The sequence below is a fragment of the Sphingomonas sp. GW821-FHT10F11 genome (assembly GCF_058809095.1).
In genome coordinates, this window is sequence record NZ_JBXASH010000002.1 from 203,872 (window position 1) to 219,725 (window position 15,854).

The 15,854-nt window shown below is 63.0% G+C and carries 31 protein-coding genes; 12 read left to right on the top strand and 19 right to left on the bottom strand.

Annotated features, from left to right (window positions below; genetic code table 11):
- Positions 1-99: 99 nt before the first annotated feature.
- The 18 genes from AC1RT8_RS07080 to AC1RT8_RS07165 form a co-directional block, all read right to left on the bottom strand.
- Positions 100-1,047, bottom strand: a complete 948-nt coding sequence (locus tag AC1RT8_RS07080) for a hypothetical protein (RefSeq protein ID WP_493074895.1) — start codon at positions 1,045-1,047, stop codon at positions 100-102.
- Complete coding sequence (locus AC1RT8_RS07085; RefSeq protein ID WP_493074896.1) at positions 1,044-1,637, bottom strand: hypothetical protein; 594 nt, start codon at positions 1,635-1,637, stop codon at positions 1,044-1,046. The genes AC1RT8_RS07080 and AC1RT8_RS07085 overlap by 4 nt, the downstream gene beginning before the upstream one ends.
- A 3-nt stretch (positions 1,638-1,640) precedes the next feature.
- Complete coding sequence (locus tag AC1RT8_RS07090) at positions 1,641-1,928, bottom strand: hypothetical protein (RefSeq protein ID WP_493074897.1); 288 nt, start codon at positions 1,926-1,928, stop codon at positions 1,641-1,643.
- Positions 1,925-2,098 carry a hypothetical protein gene (locus AC1RT8_RS07095; protein WP_493074898.1) on the bottom strand — a complete coding sequence of 58 codons (174 nt, stop codon included), beginning with the start codon at positions 2,096-2,098 and terminating at the stop codon, positions 1,925-1,927. Before AC1RT8_RS07095 ends, AC1RT8_RS07090 begins: the two co-directional genes overlap by 4 nt.
- A complete protein-coding gene (locus tag AC1RT8_RS07100; RefSeq protein ID WP_493074899.1) occupies positions 2,095-2,544 on the bottom strand; it encodes a hypothetical protein in 450 nt (149 codons plus the stop codon). Before AC1RT8_RS07100 ends, AC1RT8_RS07095 begins: the two co-directional genes overlap by 4 nt.
- A gap of 100 nt (positions 2,545-2,644) precedes the next feature.
- The gene (locus AC1RT8_RS07105; RefSeq protein WP_493074900.1) at positions 2,645-3,082 is read right to left on the bottom strand and encodes a hypothetical protein; all 438 of its coding nucleotides are present in this window, start codon (positions 3,080-3,082) and stop codon (positions 2,645-2,647) included.
- Positions 3,075-3,437 (bottom strand): hypothetical protein, encoded by a 363-nt coding sequence (locus AC1RT8_RS07110; protein ID WP_493074901.1) that lies wholly within the window; start codon positions 3,435-3,437, stop codon positions 3,075-3,077. Before AC1RT8_RS07110 ends, AC1RT8_RS07105 begins: the two co-directional genes overlap by 8 nt.
- A complete protein-coding gene (locus AC1RT8_RS07115) occupies positions 3,437-3,619 on the bottom strand; it encodes a hypothetical protein (protein ID WP_493074902.1) in 183 nt (60 codons plus the stop codon). The genes AC1RT8_RS07110 and AC1RT8_RS07115 overlap by 1 nt, the downstream gene beginning before the upstream one ends.
- Positions 3,616-4,269 carry a lambda exonuclease family protein gene (locus AC1RT8_RS07120; RefSeq protein WP_493074904.1) on the bottom strand — a complete coding sequence of 218 codons (654 nt, stop codon included), beginning with the start codon at positions 4,267-4,269 and terminating at the stop codon, positions 3,616-3,618. The genes AC1RT8_RS07115 and AC1RT8_RS07120 overlap by 4 nt, the downstream gene beginning before the upstream one ends.
- An 8-nt stretch (positions 4,270-4,277) precedes the next feature.
- Positions 4,278-5,030: an ERF family protein gene (locus AC1RT8_RS07125; protein ID WP_493074905.1), complete on the bottom strand. Its 753-nt coding sequence runs from the start codon at positions 5,028-5,030 to the stop codon at positions 4,278-4,280.
- A 184-nt stretch (positions 5,031-5,214) separates the two neighbouring features.
- Entirely contained in the window at positions 5,215-5,532 is a 318-nt protein-coding gene (locus AC1RT8_RS07130; RefSeq protein WP_493074906.1) for a DUF6197 family protein, read from the bottom strand.
- 273 nt (positions 5,533-5,805) lie between these two features.
- Positions 5,806-6,369: a hypothetical protein gene (locus AC1RT8_RS07135; protein ID WP_493074907.1), complete on the bottom strand. Its 564-nt coding sequence runs from the start codon at positions 6,367-6,369 to the stop codon at positions 5,806-5,808.
- Positions 6,370-6,529: 160 nt separating this feature from the next.
- Positions 6,530-6,781, bottom strand: coding sequence for a hypothetical protein (locus AC1RT8_RS07140; RefSeq protein WP_493074908.1), 252 nt, complete (start codon positions 6,779-6,781; stop codon positions 6,530-6,532).
- Positions 6,778-7,113: an XkdD/Y8K6 family phage-associated protein gene (locus AC1RT8_RS07145; RefSeq protein WP_493074909.1), complete on the bottom strand. Its 336-nt coding sequence runs from the start codon at positions 7,111-7,113 to the stop codon at positions 6,778-6,780. Before AC1RT8_RS07145 ends, AC1RT8_RS07140 begins: the two co-directional genes overlap by 4 nt.
- Positions 7,110-7,349 (bottom strand): hypothetical protein, encoded by a 240-nt coding sequence (locus AC1RT8_RS07150; RefSeq protein WP_493074910.1) that lies wholly within the window; start codon positions 7,347-7,349, stop codon positions 7,110-7,112. The genes AC1RT8_RS07145 and AC1RT8_RS07150 overlap by 4 nt, the downstream gene beginning before the upstream one ends.
- A gap of 195 nt (positions 7,350-7,544) precedes the next feature.
- Positions 7,545-8,093 carry a hypothetical protein gene (locus AC1RT8_RS07155; protein ID WP_493074911.1) on the bottom strand — a complete coding sequence of 183 codons (549 nt, stop codon included), beginning with the start codon at positions 8,091-8,093 and terminating at the stop codon, positions 7,545-7,547.
- Complete coding sequence (locus AC1RT8_RS07160; RefSeq protein ID WP_493074912.1) at positions 8,090-8,536, bottom strand: hypothetical protein; 447 nt, start codon at positions 8,534-8,536, stop codon at positions 8,090-8,092. The genes AC1RT8_RS07155 and AC1RT8_RS07160 overlap by 4 nt, the downstream gene beginning before the upstream one ends.
- A 251-nt stretch (positions 8,537-8,787) precedes the next feature.
- Positions 8,788-9,216: a helix-turn-helix domain-containing protein gene (locus AC1RT8_RS07165; protein WP_493074913.1), complete on the bottom strand. Its 429-nt coding sequence runs from the start codon at positions 9,214-9,216 to the stop codon at positions 8,788-8,790.
- Between AC1RT8_RS07165 and AC1RT8_RS07170 the strand changes: the two genes are divergently transcribed.
- Complete coding sequence (locus AC1RT8_RS07170; RefSeq protein ID WP_493074915.1) at positions 9,196-9,525, top strand: helix-turn-helix transcriptional regulator; 330 nt, start codon at positions 9,196-9,198, stop codon at positions 9,523-9,525. The two genes, AC1RT8_RS07165 and AC1RT8_RS07170, sit on opposite strands and share 21 nt — an antisense overlap.
- A gap of 9 nt (positions 9,526-9,534) precedes the next feature.
- Here the strand turns inward: AC1RT8_RS07170 and AC1RT8_RS07175 are convergent, their stop codons facing one another.
- Positions 9,535-9,894, bottom strand: a complete 360-nt coding sequence (locus AC1RT8_RS07175; RefSeq protein ID WP_493074916.1) for a hypothetical protein — start codon at positions 9,892-9,894, stop codon at positions 9,535-9,537.
- 373 nt (positions 9,895-10,267) lie between these two features.
- Here AC1RT8_RS07175 and AC1RT8_RS07180 point away from each other — a divergent pair, with 373 nt between their 5' ends.
- The 11 genes from AC1RT8_RS07180 (at position 10,268) to AC1RT8_RS07230 (ending at position 15,743) form a co-directional block, all read left to right on the top strand.
- Complete coding sequence (locus tag AC1RT8_RS07180) at positions 10,268-11,116, top strand: DNA-methyltransferase (RefSeq protein WP_493074917.1); 849 nt, start codon at positions 10,268-10,270, stop codon at positions 11,114-11,116.
- Positions 11,113-11,274, top strand: a complete 162-nt coding sequence (locus AC1RT8_RS07185) for a hypothetical protein (RefSeq protein WP_493074918.1) — start codon at positions 11,113-11,115, stop codon at positions 11,272-11,274. Before AC1RT8_RS07180 ends, AC1RT8_RS07185 begins: the two co-directional genes overlap by 4 nt.
- Positions 11,274-11,738 (top strand): hypothetical protein, encoded by a 465-nt coding sequence (locus tag AC1RT8_RS07190; RefSeq protein WP_493074919.1) that lies wholly within the window; start codon positions 11,274-11,276, stop codon positions 11,736-11,738. Before AC1RT8_RS07185 ends, AC1RT8_RS07190 begins: the two co-directional genes overlap by 1 nt.
- On the top strand, positions 11,735-12,076 hold the full coding sequence (locus tag AC1RT8_RS07195; protein WP_493074920.1) for a hypothetical protein: 342 nt from the start codon (positions 11,735-11,737) through the stop codon (positions 12,074-12,076). The genes AC1RT8_RS07190 and AC1RT8_RS07195 overlap by 4 nt, the downstream gene beginning before the upstream one ends.
- Positions 12,073-12,390, top strand: coding sequence for a hypothetical protein (locus tag AC1RT8_RS07200; protein WP_493074921.1), 318 nt, complete (start codon positions 12,073-12,075; stop codon positions 12,388-12,390). Before AC1RT8_RS07195 ends, AC1RT8_RS07200 begins: the two co-directional genes overlap by 4 nt.
- Entirely contained in the window at positions 12,387-12,524 is a 138-nt protein-coding gene (locus AC1RT8_RS07205; protein WP_493074922.1) for a hypothetical protein, read from the top strand. The genes AC1RT8_RS07200 and AC1RT8_RS07205 overlap by 4 nt, the downstream gene beginning before the upstream one ends.
- Positions 12,525-12,746: 222 nt before the next feature.
- A complete protein-coding gene (locus AC1RT8_RS07210; protein ID WP_493074923.1) occupies positions 12,747-12,905 on the top strand; it encodes a hypothetical protein in 159 nt (52 codons plus the stop codon).
- Positions 12,902-13,063 carry a hypothetical protein gene (locus AC1RT8_RS07215; protein WP_493074924.1) on the top strand — a complete coding sequence of 54 codons (162 nt, stop codon included), beginning with the start codon at positions 12,902-12,904 and terminating at the stop codon, positions 13,061-13,063. The genes AC1RT8_RS07210 and AC1RT8_RS07215 overlap by 4 nt, the downstream gene beginning before the upstream one ends.
- A complete protein-coding gene (locus AC1RT8_RS07220) occupies positions 13,060-13,485 on the top strand; it encodes a RusA family crossover junction endodeoxyribonuclease (protein WP_493074925.1) in 426 nt (141 codons plus the stop codon). Before AC1RT8_RS07215 ends, AC1RT8_RS07220 begins: the two co-directional genes overlap by 4 nt.
- Positions 13,482-14,129, top strand: a complete 648-nt coding sequence (locus AC1RT8_RS07225; protein ID WP_493074926.1) for a hypothetical protein — start codon at positions 13,482-13,484, stop codon at positions 14,127-14,129. Before AC1RT8_RS07220 ends, AC1RT8_RS07225 begins: the two co-directional genes overlap by 4 nt.
- Before the next feature lie 138 nt (positions 14,130-14,267).
- On the top strand, positions 14,268-15,743 hold the full coding sequence (locus AC1RT8_RS07230) for a bifunctional DNA primase/helicase (protein WP_493074927.1): 1,476 nt from the start codon (positions 14,268-14,270) through the stop codon (positions 15,741-15,743).
- The last annotated feature ends 111 nt before the right edge of the window (positions 15,744-15,854 follow it).

Genomic DNA, 15,854 nt, shown 5'->3' on the forward strand with positions numbered 1-15,854 from the left:
GCGTGCGTTCTGATACCTGTAGTCCGCGGGCGTCGAGCAGCGCGCACCATTCCCCAGGCGTGCGGCCCCTGTCCAGTACGAAGCTCCCGACCGTCTCCATCACCCATCATCCCCATCACCAGAGGAAGGGGAGAGGGCTCGGATTGCACGCGCGATCTCTTCGGCCTCGACAGCCTTCGCTGCGTTGATCGATGCGCCATTCTCATTGAACAGCCCCTCGCGCATCCTTGCTCGCTCCTCCGCCACCATCGCACACCGCTCCACGACGGCCGCACGATGTTGAGCAAATCCCTGCGACAGCGGCGACTGGTCCAATTCCCCGGCGCGGTACATGGCGGGCAGGAATGCAATCTCCGGATTGCATTCGTCGGCAATCCTGGCTGCTGCCTCGCGATCCAGTTGCGCCGGGCCGATCTCCCGCCCACCGATCATGTCGGTAACGTCACCGACATGATCCCGCCCATCGATCGCAGAGGGGGCGATGAGAGCGGCAACCGCATCCGCGCGAGACAGCCACGTCTCTTTGTCGCCAAGCAGCTTCCAAGGCGCCATCTCGCCGCCCTGCAGTTCGACCTCAGCAACCCAATGTTCGTACAGCGCCTCTGCCACCCTCTCCCTCAGCTCCGGGGGCTGGGCAACCTGTAAGGTGGCGGGGGCAAGCAACGCTGCAACCGCTTCGCCAACGGTATCGAAGCGCGTCACCAGCGGGTGCGATATCCAGGAACCGATCGGGCGATACGATCTCGCCTCGTATGCGACACCGGGCGCCACCACACCGATACGCTTGCCCATGCCGATCGCGATGCCTGCCTCGGTCAGCGCACCTTTCAGCGGGAAGTCGGATGCTTCGGCGTAGAGGATCAGCGCGTCCGACCGGGCAATCTCGCCAGTGATGCGACCCCACAGTTCCGAGAAACAGGCCGTCTCACCGTCGCCAGCTTCATCAATCCATGTCGAGTTGATCGGTACGCCCTGGTCGCGCAGCTTGCGCCACATGGCGGGGCGTTCGGCGACAGTCGCGCGCGAGGCGACGTACAGGCCGCTCACGACACACCCCCATCGACGGGCGAGGTGGGCGACAGGCCGGCGAGCCAAGACGACAAAGGCCCTTCGGGGTCAAGCCGATCAGTGAACATCGCAAACGCTTCCGCGAAATCACTCTCGGTTACGAAGTCGTGCGGCCGTGCGCGTTGGCCCGGCCCTCTTGTGGCGTTCCGATCATCGGCAGTGTCGGCCGCGCTACTGAACGGCTGCAACGCGCCCAAAAGATCAGCGATATACGACTTCACTTCTTCCCGGGCGGCGGCTTCGTCGATGTCCTCCCCTTCCACCCGACCGGCTTGAGCGGCGGGAAGGGCGCGGAGGGCGGCGACCTGCGCGACCGTCCAGCGAGGATTCTCAGCGTAACAAGCGCTGGCATGCCGATCGATATCCTCTCCACAGTCGGGGCATTTGGGAACAGGCATCGCCCCCGTCACCCCTTCGTCCACACAGCCTTCAGCCTTGAAGGCGAGCATGGCGCGGATGGCTGATCGTCGCGCGAATCCCGGTACGCCCGGCCCGGTCGCCTCAGCCTCGGCGCGCAGCGCATCGTCGTAAATGGCGCTCGCGCGGTCTGTCTCTTTCGTCACGGTCATGATTCAGTCCTCGCCCCAATATTCAAGGTCGCTATCGACGGCGGCCTCTGCGTCTTTGAAAGTGCGGGGCCTCGGATCGCTCTCCCACTCGGTGTCCCAGGTGGCGACTGCGGAGGCGTGGGCCTCGTCATATTCGAGGCCGGGCACGCACTTGACGTATCGGACGGTCATCGCGCCGATCATCATGGCTCGCACGAAGATGGGCTCTACGCCGTCGATGGGTTCGAGCGGATAATCGCCCAAGGCCTGCGCCTCGCTCAGCCCAGCCGCGAGCGTTGGGATGTCGCTCACCCCACCTCTCCCGCCGCTCTCCGTCTCCGCTCCATCTCGCACAGTTGCGGTCTGTTGCTGGGGCGGATGGCGGTGCTGGCGTCGAGCGGAACACGGCGTTGCGCAAGCTTGATGGCGATCACGCGGCCGACCAGTTCCAGGTCTTCGCGGTAGTAGATGAGGCCGTTCATGCTGGCGTGCCCGACGCGGGGATCTGAAACACTTCGCTCGTTCTCGGCGTCCAGCTACTGGCCGTTTGCGCAGCATTGAAACGTTCGAGCGCTGCGATAATTTCAGCTGTCAGGGTCTCTGCGCCCTTTACATGCTCTTCGGCATCCTCGAACGCCTCTTCGCACATATCCTCGACTGCGCGCTCGACCAGATAGCCCGCAAGCTGCTTGGGGTTGATCTTCAGCGGCTCTTCGTCGCATGGGTGCGCCCACCTGCCAGCATAATCCTCGCTGGCGTCGTCGATGTCGCTGAAGAACGTGTCGGTGCCGACGATCGCTAGCGGCGTGGACGGTTGCACGACGATAGCCTTCGCGATGGTCTCCTTGTCGTGGCATTCCCAACAAACACGCTCAAACCTGCTGAGCGCCTTTCCGCAGATGCAAAGTCTCTCGACTGTCTCTTCCATCTCTCAATCCCTATCCAGCCACCCGGCCGGTGTTTTGTGGAGCCGGCCTCGGGGGTAACGGCCGGCTCCTGCGCTCGCGGTGTGCGGGCGCTTCAACTCGTCAGGCGGCTTCGGATTCACCCTCGCGCCGCAAATCAGTGATGTCGCAGCCGAGCCATTTGCTCAGCGTGAGAAGCGCCCAGTCGATGAATGCTGCCCGCTCGTTCTCCGGCATCTTGGCGAAGGACGTGCTTTCGTAATCCTTGATCGTGTCGCCGCTCGGAAGCGTGATGACGCGGACCAGCCCCGCCTTGTCTTTGAGAATTCTGTGAAGCAGCTCGACGTTCAGGGCCGGGCCGTCGATCTTGTCCGACAGCATCGGCGCAGCCACACCCAGGCAGGCCCAGTACAGGGCGTTGCGGCGCACGTTGCCGGTCGTGCGCGTGATGCGGACTCGGATCGGCTTATCGTCGATCGCGGCCAGCGCGGCCTCCGCTGCCTTGCTGGCAGGCCGTAGCGCACCAAGCACCTTGCGGAATATCAGCGGGGCTTCATCCATTCGGGGCCTCCCATTGGAAGCGGTGGGGGCTCGCCTTGGCGTATTCCTTGGCGGCCTCAATCAGATCCACGCGCCACGTGCGCTGCCATGTCGCCGCGCCGTACTGGTGCAGAAGGCGATGGGCTTCCGAACAGCCCGGCACGGCCTGATAGTCCGCAACCTTGAGGCTCATTCCCTTCCCGCCAGCGCCATCGACGTGCATGGCTTCCATGCGGCCTTCGCAGGCGTGGCCGTGGCGACCCTCAAGGATGCACGGGCGCTTGCGCAGCCAGGCTAGGTGCGACGGGAAGCGTTTCCCTTCGTGCTGGCGTCCGCTGTTCTGGCGACGTGGGCGGAATGCGGTGCGGGCGAGCATCACAGACCCTCCCGCTTGCGATAGCGTCGCAGCGTGCGGCTAGAGACACCTGCGTAGAACGCGATGCGGTCAGCGGGCATGGCGCCTTCGCGGACCAGTTCGGCGACATAGCTGGCTCGCGCGGCCGCTCTGCGCTGGCGGACCTCGGTAGCGAGGCGGAAGCGTTCGCGGTGCGTCATCATCCGGCCGCCAGCACGTTCGTGCGCCACGACTGGTCGCCCTCAGGGTAGCGCGAGCGCAGCCGCGAAACCGTCGCCTCGACTTCAGCCAGAAAGGCGTCCACCTCGGATTCCAGAAACGCGATGCGCTCCGGGTCGCGGGGGATGCGCTTGACGTAAAGCTGCATCTGTTCGGGCAACCGCGGGTCATAGGACACGTAGTCGCACCACTTCCGGTCGCAGCACGCGATCTGCCATTGCATCTGCGCCAGATGATTGTCCGGTATCGCGTCGTTGAGGAGCGTGTTGATGTGCGTGGCGGTGATCGGGCATTTGATCTCGAGCAGCCCTTCCGCGCCGATCAGGCCGTCAGGCGAGGCTCCCGCCATTTCGAGCGCCGGATGATCGACAAATCCGACTTCCTCGACATCGACATCCATGCGGAAGCTGTAGGCGGCGCGGGCGTCAGGCTCCTTCTCGGTGCCCCATGTCATCGCAGGGCTGCTGAAGCTGTCCGCCTGTACGCCCGTCAGGCGCTCGCAGACGAGCTGTGCGGCATAGTTGGCGCGAGAGGTCGAATAGCCGCTCTTGGTGCGCGCAACCAAGTCAGCGACGCGGGAGGCGGTCGCCTTGCCCATGCGGGCGCGAAACCACGCCTCGGTGCGCTGGTCCATGCCGTGAATCATGGCTGCTGCCTCGCTGCGACCTTGGCCGTCTCGAAAGCGTCGATCTTCGCCATCGCTTCGCTGAAGCGGGCGGCGGGCAACTGCGCGAGCGACGGAACCTTGAGGGCAACAGCCAGCTTCGTCTCATTGGCGCCGGCCTGCGACGCGCGGCGCTTGATGTCGTCCAGCTCCTGAAAGGATACGGGCGCGCCCGTCGTTGCAGCCTGGCCGTCATCGTCAGTCGTCGCGATGTCGAAGATCAGCAGTTTGAGGTAGCGGCGCCCGTAGGACATGGTCGAGCCGAAGCCGTGAGTGGGCGTCTTGTTCTGATTGCCCTTCATGCCGACCGTATCGGAAGGCACGTCAGCGAACCGATCCTCGAAGAAGCCGCCGCGATGCCGGATGCGGCACGTCACGCGGTAGTGACCCTCCAGCGGGCAATCGGCGGTGCCGTAGGACAGCGAGAACCCGTGCTTGTGCGCGACCGGGTCGATCTTCGCAGCCAGCGTGTCGAGGTTCGTATAGGTCGATCGCGTTGTGTCGTTCTTGCCGTCGCGCAGCACCTGAGGCATTTCAGCCTGTGCGGCGGTCATGGCCTCGCTGAATGCGACTTCGGCTTGCCGCGCCAGCATCCGCTCCTGAAGCGCGAACAGACGCTCCATCTTGTCCACGTCCGTGTTCGGGTCGCGGGCGGCGCGCTCGATGATGGCGAGCAGGCCGGCGGTCTGGTCGATCACGTCGGCCTCGGGAATCTTGGCAACAGCGGTCATTGATTGTCTCCAGTCGCGGTAAAGATCGAAGCCCGAAGGGCCGAGACGGGCACCGGCTCGGTGCGCAGCACGAGAGCTTGGGCCGAAGGCACCGCCATGCATCCGGCGATCACGACCCCAAGCTCCACCCCCATGGCCAACCACCATCCCCACTGAGCCACCTCCCTACTGACAGCGTCTCTGGTCATAGTGGTTGCTCGTTGCGGGCGAGGGTGGCAGCCTCTCGCAGCTTGGCCACTACTTCGGCCTGGGTGCGCTCGGGGGCGTCGTTCCAGAGCGGGATCGCTGTCTTTTCGGGATCGCTAGGCCTCGGAACCTGCCGCTCTAAAAACTGATGTGCGTCTCGTGAGGACATGCCCAGTTGAGCGGCGGCGGAGAAAATCGCGCCTTCCGCGCACATGCAGCCGTCGTCGTTTCTCCATTGGCCCTTGATCCAAGCCCCTTCCGGCTCGATCAGATCAGCCGCCTTATCGAGAACATCAGCTACGGATAGCGTGGTCATCACCCTTTCCTTTCAGCGGTGTCGGGGGTCTGGCGGGCATCCTTGATCGCCCGGCGTTCAGCAGCCCGGCGTTGCTGGCGCGTGAAAGTGCCGACCGGTATGGGCGCGCTAGATGGCTTGCCCGATCGCCGCTGTTTGCGGTTGCCGACCGGTTCGGGAATGAAGGCTATGGGGCCAGCGCCCGCCAAGCATGCGAGCATTGCAGCCGCGCCAATTCCAGAGTGCCGCATCACATCGTCTCCATCATGCCGTAAAAGGGATCGCGGACGGTCATCAGTTGTCGAACCAGAACACGAGGCGGGATTGCTTGCCGTTCGCCTCGAACGATCGCATTGCCGCGAGCATCGCCGCCCACTCGGCAGGAACTTCGCCTTCGTTCGGCCAATATGTGACCGCGAGTTTCTTGTAGTGGTCGAGAGCCTGGGCGAGTTCGTCGGGGGTCAGCCAGCTATGGCTATGCCAGTCAGGTCCGGACACTCGACGCAGCCTGCCCGCGTCGTCGGCTTCGCCGACTGAGTAGCCGCTTGCGACCCATTTCTGAGCCTGTTCGTGCGAGACCCAATCGTCGCCGTCTGCCCACTCTGGATGCGCCTCGGGAGCGACATGCGTCCAATAATCGTTGCCGGTGTAATGGCCGATCTTGTCCGCAGGCATACCCTTGGGGTCGAACAGCTTGGCGTCTTCAACCCGGACCCCTGCCAGCACACCGAACATGACGTAGTTCCGACTGCCGCCATCGCGGGTGAAATTCGACCAGTAAGGATTACCCTCCCGGTCGGTGAAGCTGGCAAACTCTACGTACGTGTGGATATCGCATCCCATCACATCATGCTCCAAAGGGGGTCGTGTTCCGCAGCCTCAGCCTCGCACCGAGCGACGTAGTCTTGCTCCTCAGCCGTCAGCGGGCCGTCACGCAGCAGGATCGTCGTCAGCCGTCCTAGCTCCCGAACCTGGGTCGGAATCTGAGGGACGTAAGGGATGGTGCGGAACGGCGCGCTCATGCGGTCAACTCGCGCATGATCTGGTCGAACTCGTCAGCGGACATACCGGGCGCGACACCACCTCCACCCAAGACAGCGTCGATAATCGAATCCGCATCGACATCGCCGGGCTCGCAATCGTAGAGCTCAACGCAGAGTTCGCTCAGCAATGAGTTCCAGTGATTGAACCGGTTGTTCGCGGCGACGGCGCCGTTAATATAGCGCTGCAACTTCCTGAGCTGCGCGCGGGATGTCTCTTCCCCGCTCATTCTGCGGTGCCTCGGGCGAGGGCAATTGCTGCGCGGGCGGCACGGCAGCGGGCGCCTACGTAATCGCTGGGGCGAGCGTCAGACTTGTTCGCGCTTTCGAGCAACGCGGTCACGCTCTCCAGCGCTTCCAGCAAGGCGGGGCTCGCTGCGATCAGTCGGGCGTTGGCCTCAGCTTCCAGCAAATCCTTCGCACTGTGCTTATGGCCGTTCTTTGCCGATCCCGAGTTGCGGATTACCGCGTTGCAAATGACGATGCCGTTCGCATTGGTGACACGGCGGCCAGATGAGTTTTTGGAAACGGCCCAAGGCCCCGGCGTCGATTGCGTCGTCATGCCAGCCGCTCCGTTCGGAAGCCCTTGGCATGGAACTCGCTCGGCATCGCGGTCGTGATGTAGCGATCTTCCCACGGGCCATCGCCAGCGCGGGCGATATCCACAGGCCCGTCATTGGCCTTGGCGAGCGTGCCCGCCTGGCCGATGATCGCCGCGTCGGAATTTGCCCAACGCATGACCGTCTCAAGCTGCTTGCCTGTCTCCGAGAACGGGCGCAGTTCATAGTTCGCGCTCATCGAAAAGCCTCCGTCAAAGGGGTTCGCGCTCATCGAAGGCGCGCTCGAAATATCCAGATGCGGTGTCCCGAGCCTTCGCCTGCGCAGGGGTAAGCACCAGATGCGCAACCCTCGCGGACATGGCCGCAAGCTCTGCGTCGGTGACGACCAGCGTCTTGCGCGGGGCGGCGACTGGTGGGTGACGGAGAGGGGCGGTCACTTGGCTGAGCCTTGGGCCGGGCCGATGTCAGCATCTGGCACCGTGAAGAACGGATAATCGCCAGAGGGCTCAAGCGTCATGCTGGTGTGAGGTAGGCCGGTTGCGCGACGGTCATCTTCAGCGCAGCCATAATCGTAGCCCTTGGCGCGATAGATCAGCGCTCCGGCCTTGTGCTCGAAGCGATCCTTGAGCAGCCGAAAGGCGGGAAGCGGCTCGTATACGCCGTCGCAATTATCTCCCTTCGCGCTCATTTTCTCGGCGCGACCGTCGATGGCGTGGCGAAGCGATCCCCGCTTTTCGCAGGACCAGCCAGCGCCGCCGATCGCCAGATACCGGCAACATGCAGCCCCTTGCCCAATACGGCATACGGCTTCGCGGTGCGCGTCGGTGAAGCCGCTCGGCGCAACGCCCTGCGCCTGATCGTTACCCGAAGGGACGAGACCGCTTGCGGGCTCGGTCGGCGAAGCCGATAGAGCAGGTTGCCCAACGGGCCGCCCAGCCTCTTCCGGCACCCCTACAGGTGGGAAGGTGGGGAGGGGGGTCATGCGACTTCGCCGAGATAACAGGGGTCAACATAGCCAGCGAGCTGCTCATAGCCGTCGGATGGAAGCCCTTTAGTCAGTAGCCACTCAATGCGGGCAGCGGCACCGTGCGCGGTGTTATCGATCTCCGACCAATCTTCGTCGAAGCACCAAACCCATGCGTCGCCATTGCAGAACGCTCGCTCGGAATACTTGCACCAAGTCTCATCAGGGAGCGGATCAATGCCCGCGATGGGGCCGTGGCCCGCCGCGCATGCCGCAGTGCCGCATTCAGCCCGATGCGCCAGATTGTCCGCATACCCGCCTCCAACGCCGCCCTCACGAGTAGCGACGAACATGCCCATCGCGAAGTCGGGATACTCAACCGGGAGCGTCCGCAGATACGCGGCCAGCTTCGCGAGATTCGCGCGCTGCTCGTCGGTGATGTCGGGGGCTGCACTCGCCATGGTTCAAACTCCGCGGCCCGAATGGCCGTGGACCTGTATTACGCAATACGTAAGTTCGGCGCAATAGGGAAATTACGCAGCACGTAAATTTATTGACGGCGCGCGCCAAGACCGGGGCTTGGTAGGAAATTTCCTAGACATGTTGGAGAATCGGGAACAGATGTAGAACATGCAGACGACTCGTCCGCCTATCATCCGACAGGAGCCCGCTTGCGATGTGGGCTGCCGAAGCTGCCTGCTGAGCTGCGCGGTTATCCCCGAGCGGCTGGCTTGGTGGTCTCGGGAGATCGAGCGTCTTTGCCGCGAGCGCTCTCTTGCCGCCGCCGCTGAGCCGCTAACCGAGCAGCTTGCAGTTGCGTTAGCTGCGTATGAAGGCTTGAAGCAGCGGCACTTGGCCAGTCCCCGTATGACAGATCAGCACGAAGCTCGTCTCGCGCACTCTCCAGCATCCCGGCGAGGTCTTCTTCACTGATGGCCGGTATCGGGTCCTCGAATATCTCACCGATGGTGCACTCATAGGCTTGAGCCAGGGCGGGCAGGCGATGGCTCGGAATCGAATCCTCGCCCGACTCCCAGCGCGAGATCTGAGCGGTGGACAGCCCCATGCGCGCGGCGATGACGCCCTGTGACGGTTTACCCGACATGGCTTTACGAATGAGTTGAAGTCGATTGCCCTGCATGCGGGCATTATTACGCACGGCGCAAACCGGCTCTATGCCCCCGTGCGCAAATCGTGCTTGCATATTATTTACGCAATACGTAATAATGCCTCCATGGACCTGAAAGCATATCTGGCACAGGCGGGCGAGACGCAGAGCGACTTCGCCGAGCGCGTTTCCACCACGCCGGCCACCATTTCGCGCATCATCGCCGGGTCAATGCGCCCGGGGCTTGATTTGGCCCACGACATCGAAAGGGCCACAGGCGGCAAGGTCCCGACCGAGTCATGGAAGCGTCCTGTCGAGCGCCCCGCGCGCGAGGCCGCGTAGATGACTCCTCTAACCGTCCAGAATATGCCGCCCCGGGCACATCCGACAGGCGGGCGCGACATTGCCACCGATCGTATCGTTGTGGGCGAGCAGCGCCTCCGTCGCGCCACCCATCCCGGCGTACAGGATCGATGGAGTGAACCGAAGCTCCACGACAAAGCGGCCGCTGGTGATGGTGCAGTGCCCGATGCCATCTGCGATCTCGAACACTGGCGGCTCTTCAAGCCAGTAGATCGCATGTTCGTCTCGCGGCTGGCCCGCCATCGCTCGCGGCACCACGACCATGCCGAGAACATCGGCTGCTCGCACGACCAGTTCCAAATGCTCCGCAACGGATACGTCGGTAATCGTATCCTCGCCCAGCTCCATCGTGACCCGGTTGTCCCGGCGAACGAATATCGCTCTCTCGGCTCCCATAACTCACTCCCATCACAGGCCAAATACGCGACCGCTGACCGGGTTTCCCCCGATTCTGCGGTAGTTGTGCGCCCGAGAATTGGCGTTGTCGATGCCATAATTAGGGGCGCCGGGTACGTAGAAATGCGGAGCCCTTCCCCCACTGCGATTACGGGAGCGGGGGAGTGAGGTATTGCCCGCACAACCCGCTGCGTGAATGTCTGCCCGCGCGGACGGCTCGCAAAGCCTACTGCGCGCGTGTCGCGGACGGTCGCTGCACGCTGCCGGTCGTGGTTCAAAGCGCCCTTCACAACACCCCCGAGCTTACCGCGATTGGCGGTGGGGTGTGAGGGAAGTCGTCGGCAACGCGGAAATCTACCTCGGTAGCGCGCAGGCAGTTCTCGAGAACATGGAGGCCGGTTCGGCTGATGCTCTCGTTTCGTCGCCGGCATTTTGGCGCCAGCGCGATTACGACGCCCCCGGCCAACTCGGCGCCGAACGCACCCCGCAGGAGTATGTCGCGGCGCTCGTCGGCATCATGCGCGCAGCTCGCCGTGTCCTGAAGGCTGACGGCTCGGCGTGGCTTGAACTGGGCGACACCTATTCTGCCGGCGGGAATGGCGGCGGCGGATCGCGCTGCGCCAAGCGCCGCAAGCTGGTCTCGCTGCAAGCCCGCACAGGATGGCGCAAACCTCCCCCTGGGTACAAGGAAAAAGACCTTTCGCTGACGCCGTTTCTCGTCGCCGATGCTCTGCGCGCGGATGGCTGGTATCTGCGTCAGACGATCATTTGGGACAAAGGCAACGCGACCGAGCCGCCGCGGTTGGATCGCCCCTCGGTTTCGCATTCGTACATCTTCCTGCTGACCGCGAAAGAGAGCAGCCGAGTCCGCAACCCGGGCGAGGCATGGTTCAATTCCAGCGTCTGGAATGTCCGCCCATCGGTTGGAGCAGAGACCGGCGACCACCCAGCCGCAATGACGCCAGAGATCGCCCGACGCTGCATCGTCTCGAGTACCGCGCCGGGCGAGGTCGTGATTGACCCATTCCTCGGCAGCGGAACCACCGCAGCGGTCGCTATTGCCAATGGTCGCAAGGCGATCGGGATTGAGTTGAACCCCGATTATTTCGCCAACGCGCGGGCATGGATTGAAGACGCTCAACGTCAAGGCTCCCTGTTCGGAGCAGCAGCATGACCATCGCCCTCTGGCTCGCCCCCGGCGCGCTTCTCATCAGCGCATGGGTCGCACTCGGCCTGCGCACCCGCCAGCCTCACCAGCTCTCGTGCAACGAACAATCGAAGCGGCTTCAGGCCGATGGGGTCGGGGTCGATCATCATGGGAGTGTTGAATAATGGCGCAGTGCAACAATGTCTGTCCTCCCGAGCCGCTTTCGAAGGACAAGTTTCAGCGGCTGCTCGCCGGGGCATGGGGCCGCGTATGGCCGAACCTGGGCAACATGAGCGTGATGGCCGGCAAGATGGGCCTGAACGACACGAAGACCATCAGCAGGGCGGTAACGGCGTCCAATCTGCCTGAGGCACACACGATTTTCAATTCGCTGGTCGCCGATCGCACGGCGCTTGCCGAAATCCTCGCCCACTACGGGCTTGAGGTGTGCGTGACGCGCCCTGAGGCGGCCAACGACCTGACCACGCTGTCGGGCCTGTGTGAGACCGCTGCGGAGCTGTCCGAGGCGCTGAAGGACGGCAAGCGCGTCCACCCTGAGACGCTGAAGGTTGCCGAGAAGCTGCGGCCCCACATGCCCGCGCTGGTGGCCCTGATCCGCGAAGCCGACGAACTGAGAGGTGCAGCATGAGCGATCATCCATCGACCGGGCCAATCTCGGCCAGCGAGCTGCGCAGGCTGGCAGATGCGCCAATCGACAACGCTGAACGCGCAAGCAAGGTCTGGAAGCCATTGGGTACGCGACCGAACGCGCGCGGGCCTGTCCCGACCTATGAATGCGAGTTCGCGCCCGCCGCGACGAGCAAGGAGGTTCGCGCCCGCCGCGACGAGGACAAGGACAAAAAGCTCGGGTCGCTGCTGAACTATTACGCTGGCACGCAGACATCCTTCGAGGACATCGCGGGATATCTGAAGCTCGATCTGGTCACCGTCATTCGCGCCATGAAAGCGCGGGGGCGGGCGGCATGATCACCTTCGTCACCGTGCGCTATGCGAGCATTCTCGATGCGCTGAAGATCGCGGAAATTCCTGGGTTCGAGATGGGCGACGAAACCTCGCTGCTTGTCGAAGCCGATGTGGATGAGAGCAACTTCGAATGCCCGATCTGCGACGGCGAGCCTGAAGACACTGCCGACGCGGTCAACCCCATGCTCATCGCCGATTTCCTGAAGGCGGTTCGGACGGGCGACATTCACACGGCGCAGGCACTGGTCGGACGCGTGTTCGAGACGCCTGACGATGTGGCGATTGTCGATCGCGGCCTGTGTCGGTGCGCAGCATGATCTTCCTCGCCATCGCCATAGCCGCGCAACCCGCGCCGCTTCCCTCAACCGCCATGAAGCGGATCAAAGCCATGATGGAGCCCGTGCGTATCGTCGTGCCGCTTCAATGCCCGCAGCCGGGGAGGGTCGCATGAGAAGCGCCAACGATAGCGATGGAGCAACGGCGGTCGGGTTGGCCATCGTCGCGCTCCTCCTGCTCGCGGTGCGGGGGTGCGTGGCATGACCCGCATCCGTCCGCCCGCCAAAATAGACCGCAACGCAGACGGCGAGATCATAGCGGTAACGCCGCTTCGATTCATCCCCCTGCGTTCGATCGTCCCCCTCAACAACGCAATGCTTCGCGCGAGGAAGGCAGCATGAACATCCTCAGATTCTGGCGCAAGCCAACCCCCGCCGAACGCCTCCAGTCGATCGTTGATGCAACGGCTAACAGCTATGCCGTCTCCGAGTACCGGATACGCCGTGCTGCTGCTCTCAAGGGCATCCGGCGCAAGCGGGAAGGGGCCGGGGCGTGAGCGCATCCTGGCAGACCATGTTCGACCGCCTCGACGCCCTGTCTCGTCAACGCGCGCTGACGGAAACTGAGAGCGGGCTGCTCGAGCTGGCGATCTACAAGATCGACCGGGCCAGCGAGCGCCGCGCCAATGGCGATGCACGGAGGGCGCGGGTGTGACGTTCGACCTCCCCATGCCCCCGACAGCGAACGGCATGTTCGCCACTGACTTCAAGACGAAGCGCCGCTTCACGTCGAAGGAATATGCCGCATGGAAACGGGCGGCTGGCGATGCCCTGGGTTCGCAATACGCGGCCTATGGCGCCCCCTCAGTGCTGCGCCCGGTCCATCTGCGGATCCAGTTGGGCATCAACTACCAGAGCGACATAGCGAACCGTGAGAAGGCGATAACAGACCTTCTCGTCGCCACGATCGACATGCCCGATGATCGCTACATCGATCGCCTCGTCATCGAGCGCGATCCATCGGTGACAGGCGCTCGGGTGACGATCGAAGGCAGCGCCGTTGACGGCGAGGCCCGCTCCATCGGTGAGATCATCAAGCCCATCATGCAGCGCATTGCGGAGAATATCGAGCCGTGAGCCGCTGGTTCCGCTTCTACGCCGACGCGATCCGCAATCCAAAGGTCATTCGCCTTTCGGATAAGGAGTTCCGCCTGTGGGTCAAACTGATGGCCGTGGCGTCCGAAAATGAGGGTTCGATTCCTTGCATGGATGACCTCAAGCACGTCCTCAGCATGCGCTTAGACCACCTATCATCGGGCGTTGATCGGCTGATAAGTGGTGGGTTGATCGACGCATTAGGCAATGGATACGAGCCGCATAACTGGAAGAAGTTTCAATATAAATCAGACACTTCTACAGAACGTGTAACCAAACATCGCGCGAAACGAAACGTTTCAGAAACGCCCCCAGAGACAGAGACAGAGACAGAGACAGAGAAAAGAGAAGAAGAAGGTGGCGCGGCTGACGCCGCCAGCGGTCGATATGCGTTCAGTGGAAGCACGATCCGCCTGACCAAGTTCGACCTCTCGAAATGGCGCCGCGTCTATCACGCGATCCCGGATATCGAGGCTGAGCTTCTGTCCCTTGATGGTTGGTTCGAAGCGAACCCCGAGAAGCGCAAATCGTGGTTTCACATCGCGGGCGGTGCGCTCAACCGGAAGCATCAGGAATGGCTCGGCTCGTCCGCAGCGGCGGGGGCCGTCCATGAGCCGATATGCTGAGCCTCTACGAGCAACTTTCAGCGGCGAGGATTTCGCTGCGATCGACCGGCCAGGGCGAGCATCGGGCGACGTGCCCGGAATGTTCGCTCAAGCGGAAGAAGAAAACAGAGCGGTGCCTCGCGGTGCTGATCGACGCGGATGGATGGGCCGCTTTTTGCCATCACTGCCAATGGTCTGGAGGAAGTCGTGGAATTGAAGAAACCGCACGCCGATTGGCTGGACGCCCGGGGTATCGACCCGACTCTGGCGCAAAAATTCGGGCTTCACACCGTGCAGCGGGGCGGCCGCAACTGGCTCGCGGTGCCCTATGTGGAACGGGGCGCGACCGTGAACCACAAGTACCGGGTCACGTCGGAAAAGCATGCCTACCAGATGGACGAGGATGCGCCCCTCACCATCTGGAACCACGACGTGTTGCTGGACGAGTCGCTCGCCAGCCAGCCGCTGATTGTGACGGAGGGGGAATGGGACGCTCTCACGATCCTTTCCGCCGGCAAGTCCCGGGTCGTGTCCATCCCCAACGGGGCGCCCCAGCGCTCGAGCGATGATGACCAGCTTACCGAGGGCAAGCGGTATCAATGGTTCTGGCGTTGCGAGGCGCTGCTGTCGAAAGTCGGCAAGGTGATTTTGTGCGTCGATGGCGACGAGGCGGGCCAGGCGCTCGCGGCCGATCTGTGTCGCCTGTTCGGCCCGGAGCGGTGCCTGTTCGTCACCTATCCCGAGATGTGCAAGGACGCGGGCGACGTGGTTCTGATGAATGGCCACGACGCGCTTGTCCGAATGCTCGACGCGGCGAAACCCTATCCAATCAAGGGGCTTTACGCGCTCTCCGATTTCCCGGAGCGCGGGGAAGTCACATCGATGTCAACGGGCATTGTCCCGCTAGATGAGTTGATGGCGATCGTCCTGGGTACGCTCACCGCGGTCACAGGCTACGCCAACATGGGCAAATCCACGCTGCTCAACGCGGTGCTAGGCCACCTCGTCCGGCACAATATTCCGATCTGCGTCGCGTCATTCGAGACGGACGTTAAGCCGATCCTGCGCGAGCATCTCAGGGCGGCTACGGCTCTTTGCTCGCTTCACGACGCCCGCACAAAAGACATGGCAGCGATTGACGCGCTTATTGAGGACAATGTCCGGATCATTACGCAGCTCGTCGATGAAGACGATGAGATGGATCTCGATTATTTCCTCGACCTCTGCCGAACCGCGGTGCTGCGCGATGGCGTCAAATTCATCCTGCTCGACCCGTGGAACGAACTGGAGCATAAGCGCCGCCCGCGCGAGGAAGAGACGGATTATACCGGCCGCGCGCTGCGGGCGATCAAGAAATTCGCCAAGCAATATCAGGTGGCGTTCTGGATCGTCGCGCACCCCACCAAGCCGCAAGAGGGCAAGGCGGGAGTCCCTGGCCTGTACAACATCAGCGGCTCGGCGAACTGGGCGAACAAGCCTGATTACGGCCTGACCTATCACCGCGCCCAGCCCGACGCCAACCGCGCTGAAATCCGCGTGACCAAGGTGCGCATGGGGCTTCCAGGCAAAAAGGGCAGCGTGTTCGTCACGTTCGATCACCGCGATAGCACCTTCAAATCGGCTGACGCGGCATGAGCCGCCAGACATTCCACTGCTACTGCGGCTTCACCTCCGACCACCCCGGCACCTGCACAACATGTGGGGACACCCTGCATCCGAAGCGGCCCAACCCAATCACCAATGGAA

Coding starts and splice junctions, on each gene's coding strand:
- AC1RT8_RS07085 (WP_493074896.1), bottom strand. CDS start 1,637: ATGACCGTGACGAAAGAGACAGACCGCGCGAGCGCCATTTACGACGAT.
- AC1RT8_RS07100 (WP_493074899.1), bottom strand. CDS start 2,544: ATGGAAGAGACAGTCGAGAGACTTTGCATCTGCGGAAAGGCGCTCAGC.
- AC1RT8_RS07160 (WP_493074912.1), bottom strand. CDS start 8,536: ATGGCGAGTGCAGCCCCCGACATCACCGACGAGCAGCGCGCGAATCTC.
- AC1RT8_RS07150 (WP_493074910.1), bottom strand. CDS start 7,349: ATGAGCGCGAACTATGAACTGCGCCCGTTCTCGGAGACAGGCAAGCAG.
- AC1RT8_RS07105 (WP_493074900.1), bottom strand. CDS start 3,082: ATGGATGAAGCCCCGCTGATATTCCGCAAGGTGCTTGGTGCGCTACGG.
- AC1RT8_RS07155 (WP_493074911.1), bottom strand. CDS start 8,093: ATGACCCCCCTCCCCACCTTCCCACCTGTAGGGGTGCCGGAAGAGGCT.
- AC1RT8_RS07165 (WP_493074913.1), bottom strand. CDS start 9,216: ATGCAGGGCAATCGACTTCAACTCATTCGTAAAGCCATGTCGGGTAAA.
- AC1RT8_RS07230 (WP_493074927.1), top strand. CDS start 14,268: ATGGATGGGCCGCTTTTTGCCATCACTGCCAATGGTCTGGAGGAAGTC.
- AC1RT8_RS07140 (WP_493074908.1), bottom strand. CDS start 6,781: ATGAGCGGGGAAGAGACATCCCGCGCGCAGCTCAGGAAGTTGCAGCGC.
- AC1RT8_RS07095 (WP_493074898.1), bottom strand. CDS start 2,098: ATGAACGGCCTCATCTACTACCGCGAAGACCTGGAACTGGTCGGCCGC.
- AC1RT8_RS07115 (WP_493074902.1), bottom strand. CDS start 3,619: ATGATGACGCACCGCGAACGCTTCCGCCTCGCTACCGAGGTCCGCCAG.
- AC1RT8_RS07200 (WP_493074921.1), top strand. CDS start 12,073: ATGATCACCTTCGTCACCGTGCGCTATGCGAGCATTCTCGATGCGCTG.
- AC1RT8_RS07210 (WP_493074923.1), top strand. CDS start 12,747: ATGAACATCCTCAGATTCTGGCGCAAGCCAACCCCCGCCGAACGCCTC.
- AC1RT8_RS07185 (WP_493074918.1), top strand. CDS start 11,113: ATGACCATCGCCCTCTGGCTCGCCCCCGGCGCGCTTCTCATCAGCGCA.
- AC1RT8_RS07190 (WP_493074919.1), top strand. CDS start 11,274: ATGGCGCAGTGCAACAATGTCTGTCCTCCCGAGCCGCTTTCGAAGGAC.
- AC1RT8_RS07130 (WP_493074906.1), bottom strand. CDS start 5,532: ATGACCACGCTATCCGTAGCTGATGTTCTCGATAAGGCGGCTGATCTG.
- AC1RT8_RS07120 (WP_493074904.1), bottom strand. CDS start 4,269: ATGGACCAGCGCACCGAGGCGTGGTTTCGCGCCCGCATGGGCAAGGCG.
- AC1RT8_RS07195 (WP_493074920.1), top strand. CDS start 11,735: ATGAGCGATCATCCATCGACCGGGCCAATCTCGGCCAGCGAGCTGCGC.
- AC1RT8_RS07205 (WP_493074922.1), top strand. CDS start 12,387: ATGATCTTCCTCGCCATCGCCATAGCCGCGCAACCCGCGCCGCTTCCC.
- AC1RT8_RS07145 (WP_493074909.1), bottom strand. CDS start 7,113: ATGACGACGCAATCGACGCCGGGGCCTTGGGCCGTTTCCAAAAACTCA.
- AC1RT8_RS07125 (WP_493074905.1), bottom strand. CDS start 5,030: ATGACCGCTGTTGCCAAGATTCCCGAGGCCGACGTGATCGACCAGACC.
- AC1RT8_RS07175 (WP_493074916.1), bottom strand. CDS start 9,894: ATGGAGCTGGGCGAGGATACGATTACCGACGTATCCGTTGCGGAGCAT.
- AC1RT8_RS07110 (WP_493074901.1), bottom strand. CDS start 3,437: ATGCTCGCCCGCACCGCATTCCGCCCACGTCGCCAGAACAGCGGACGC.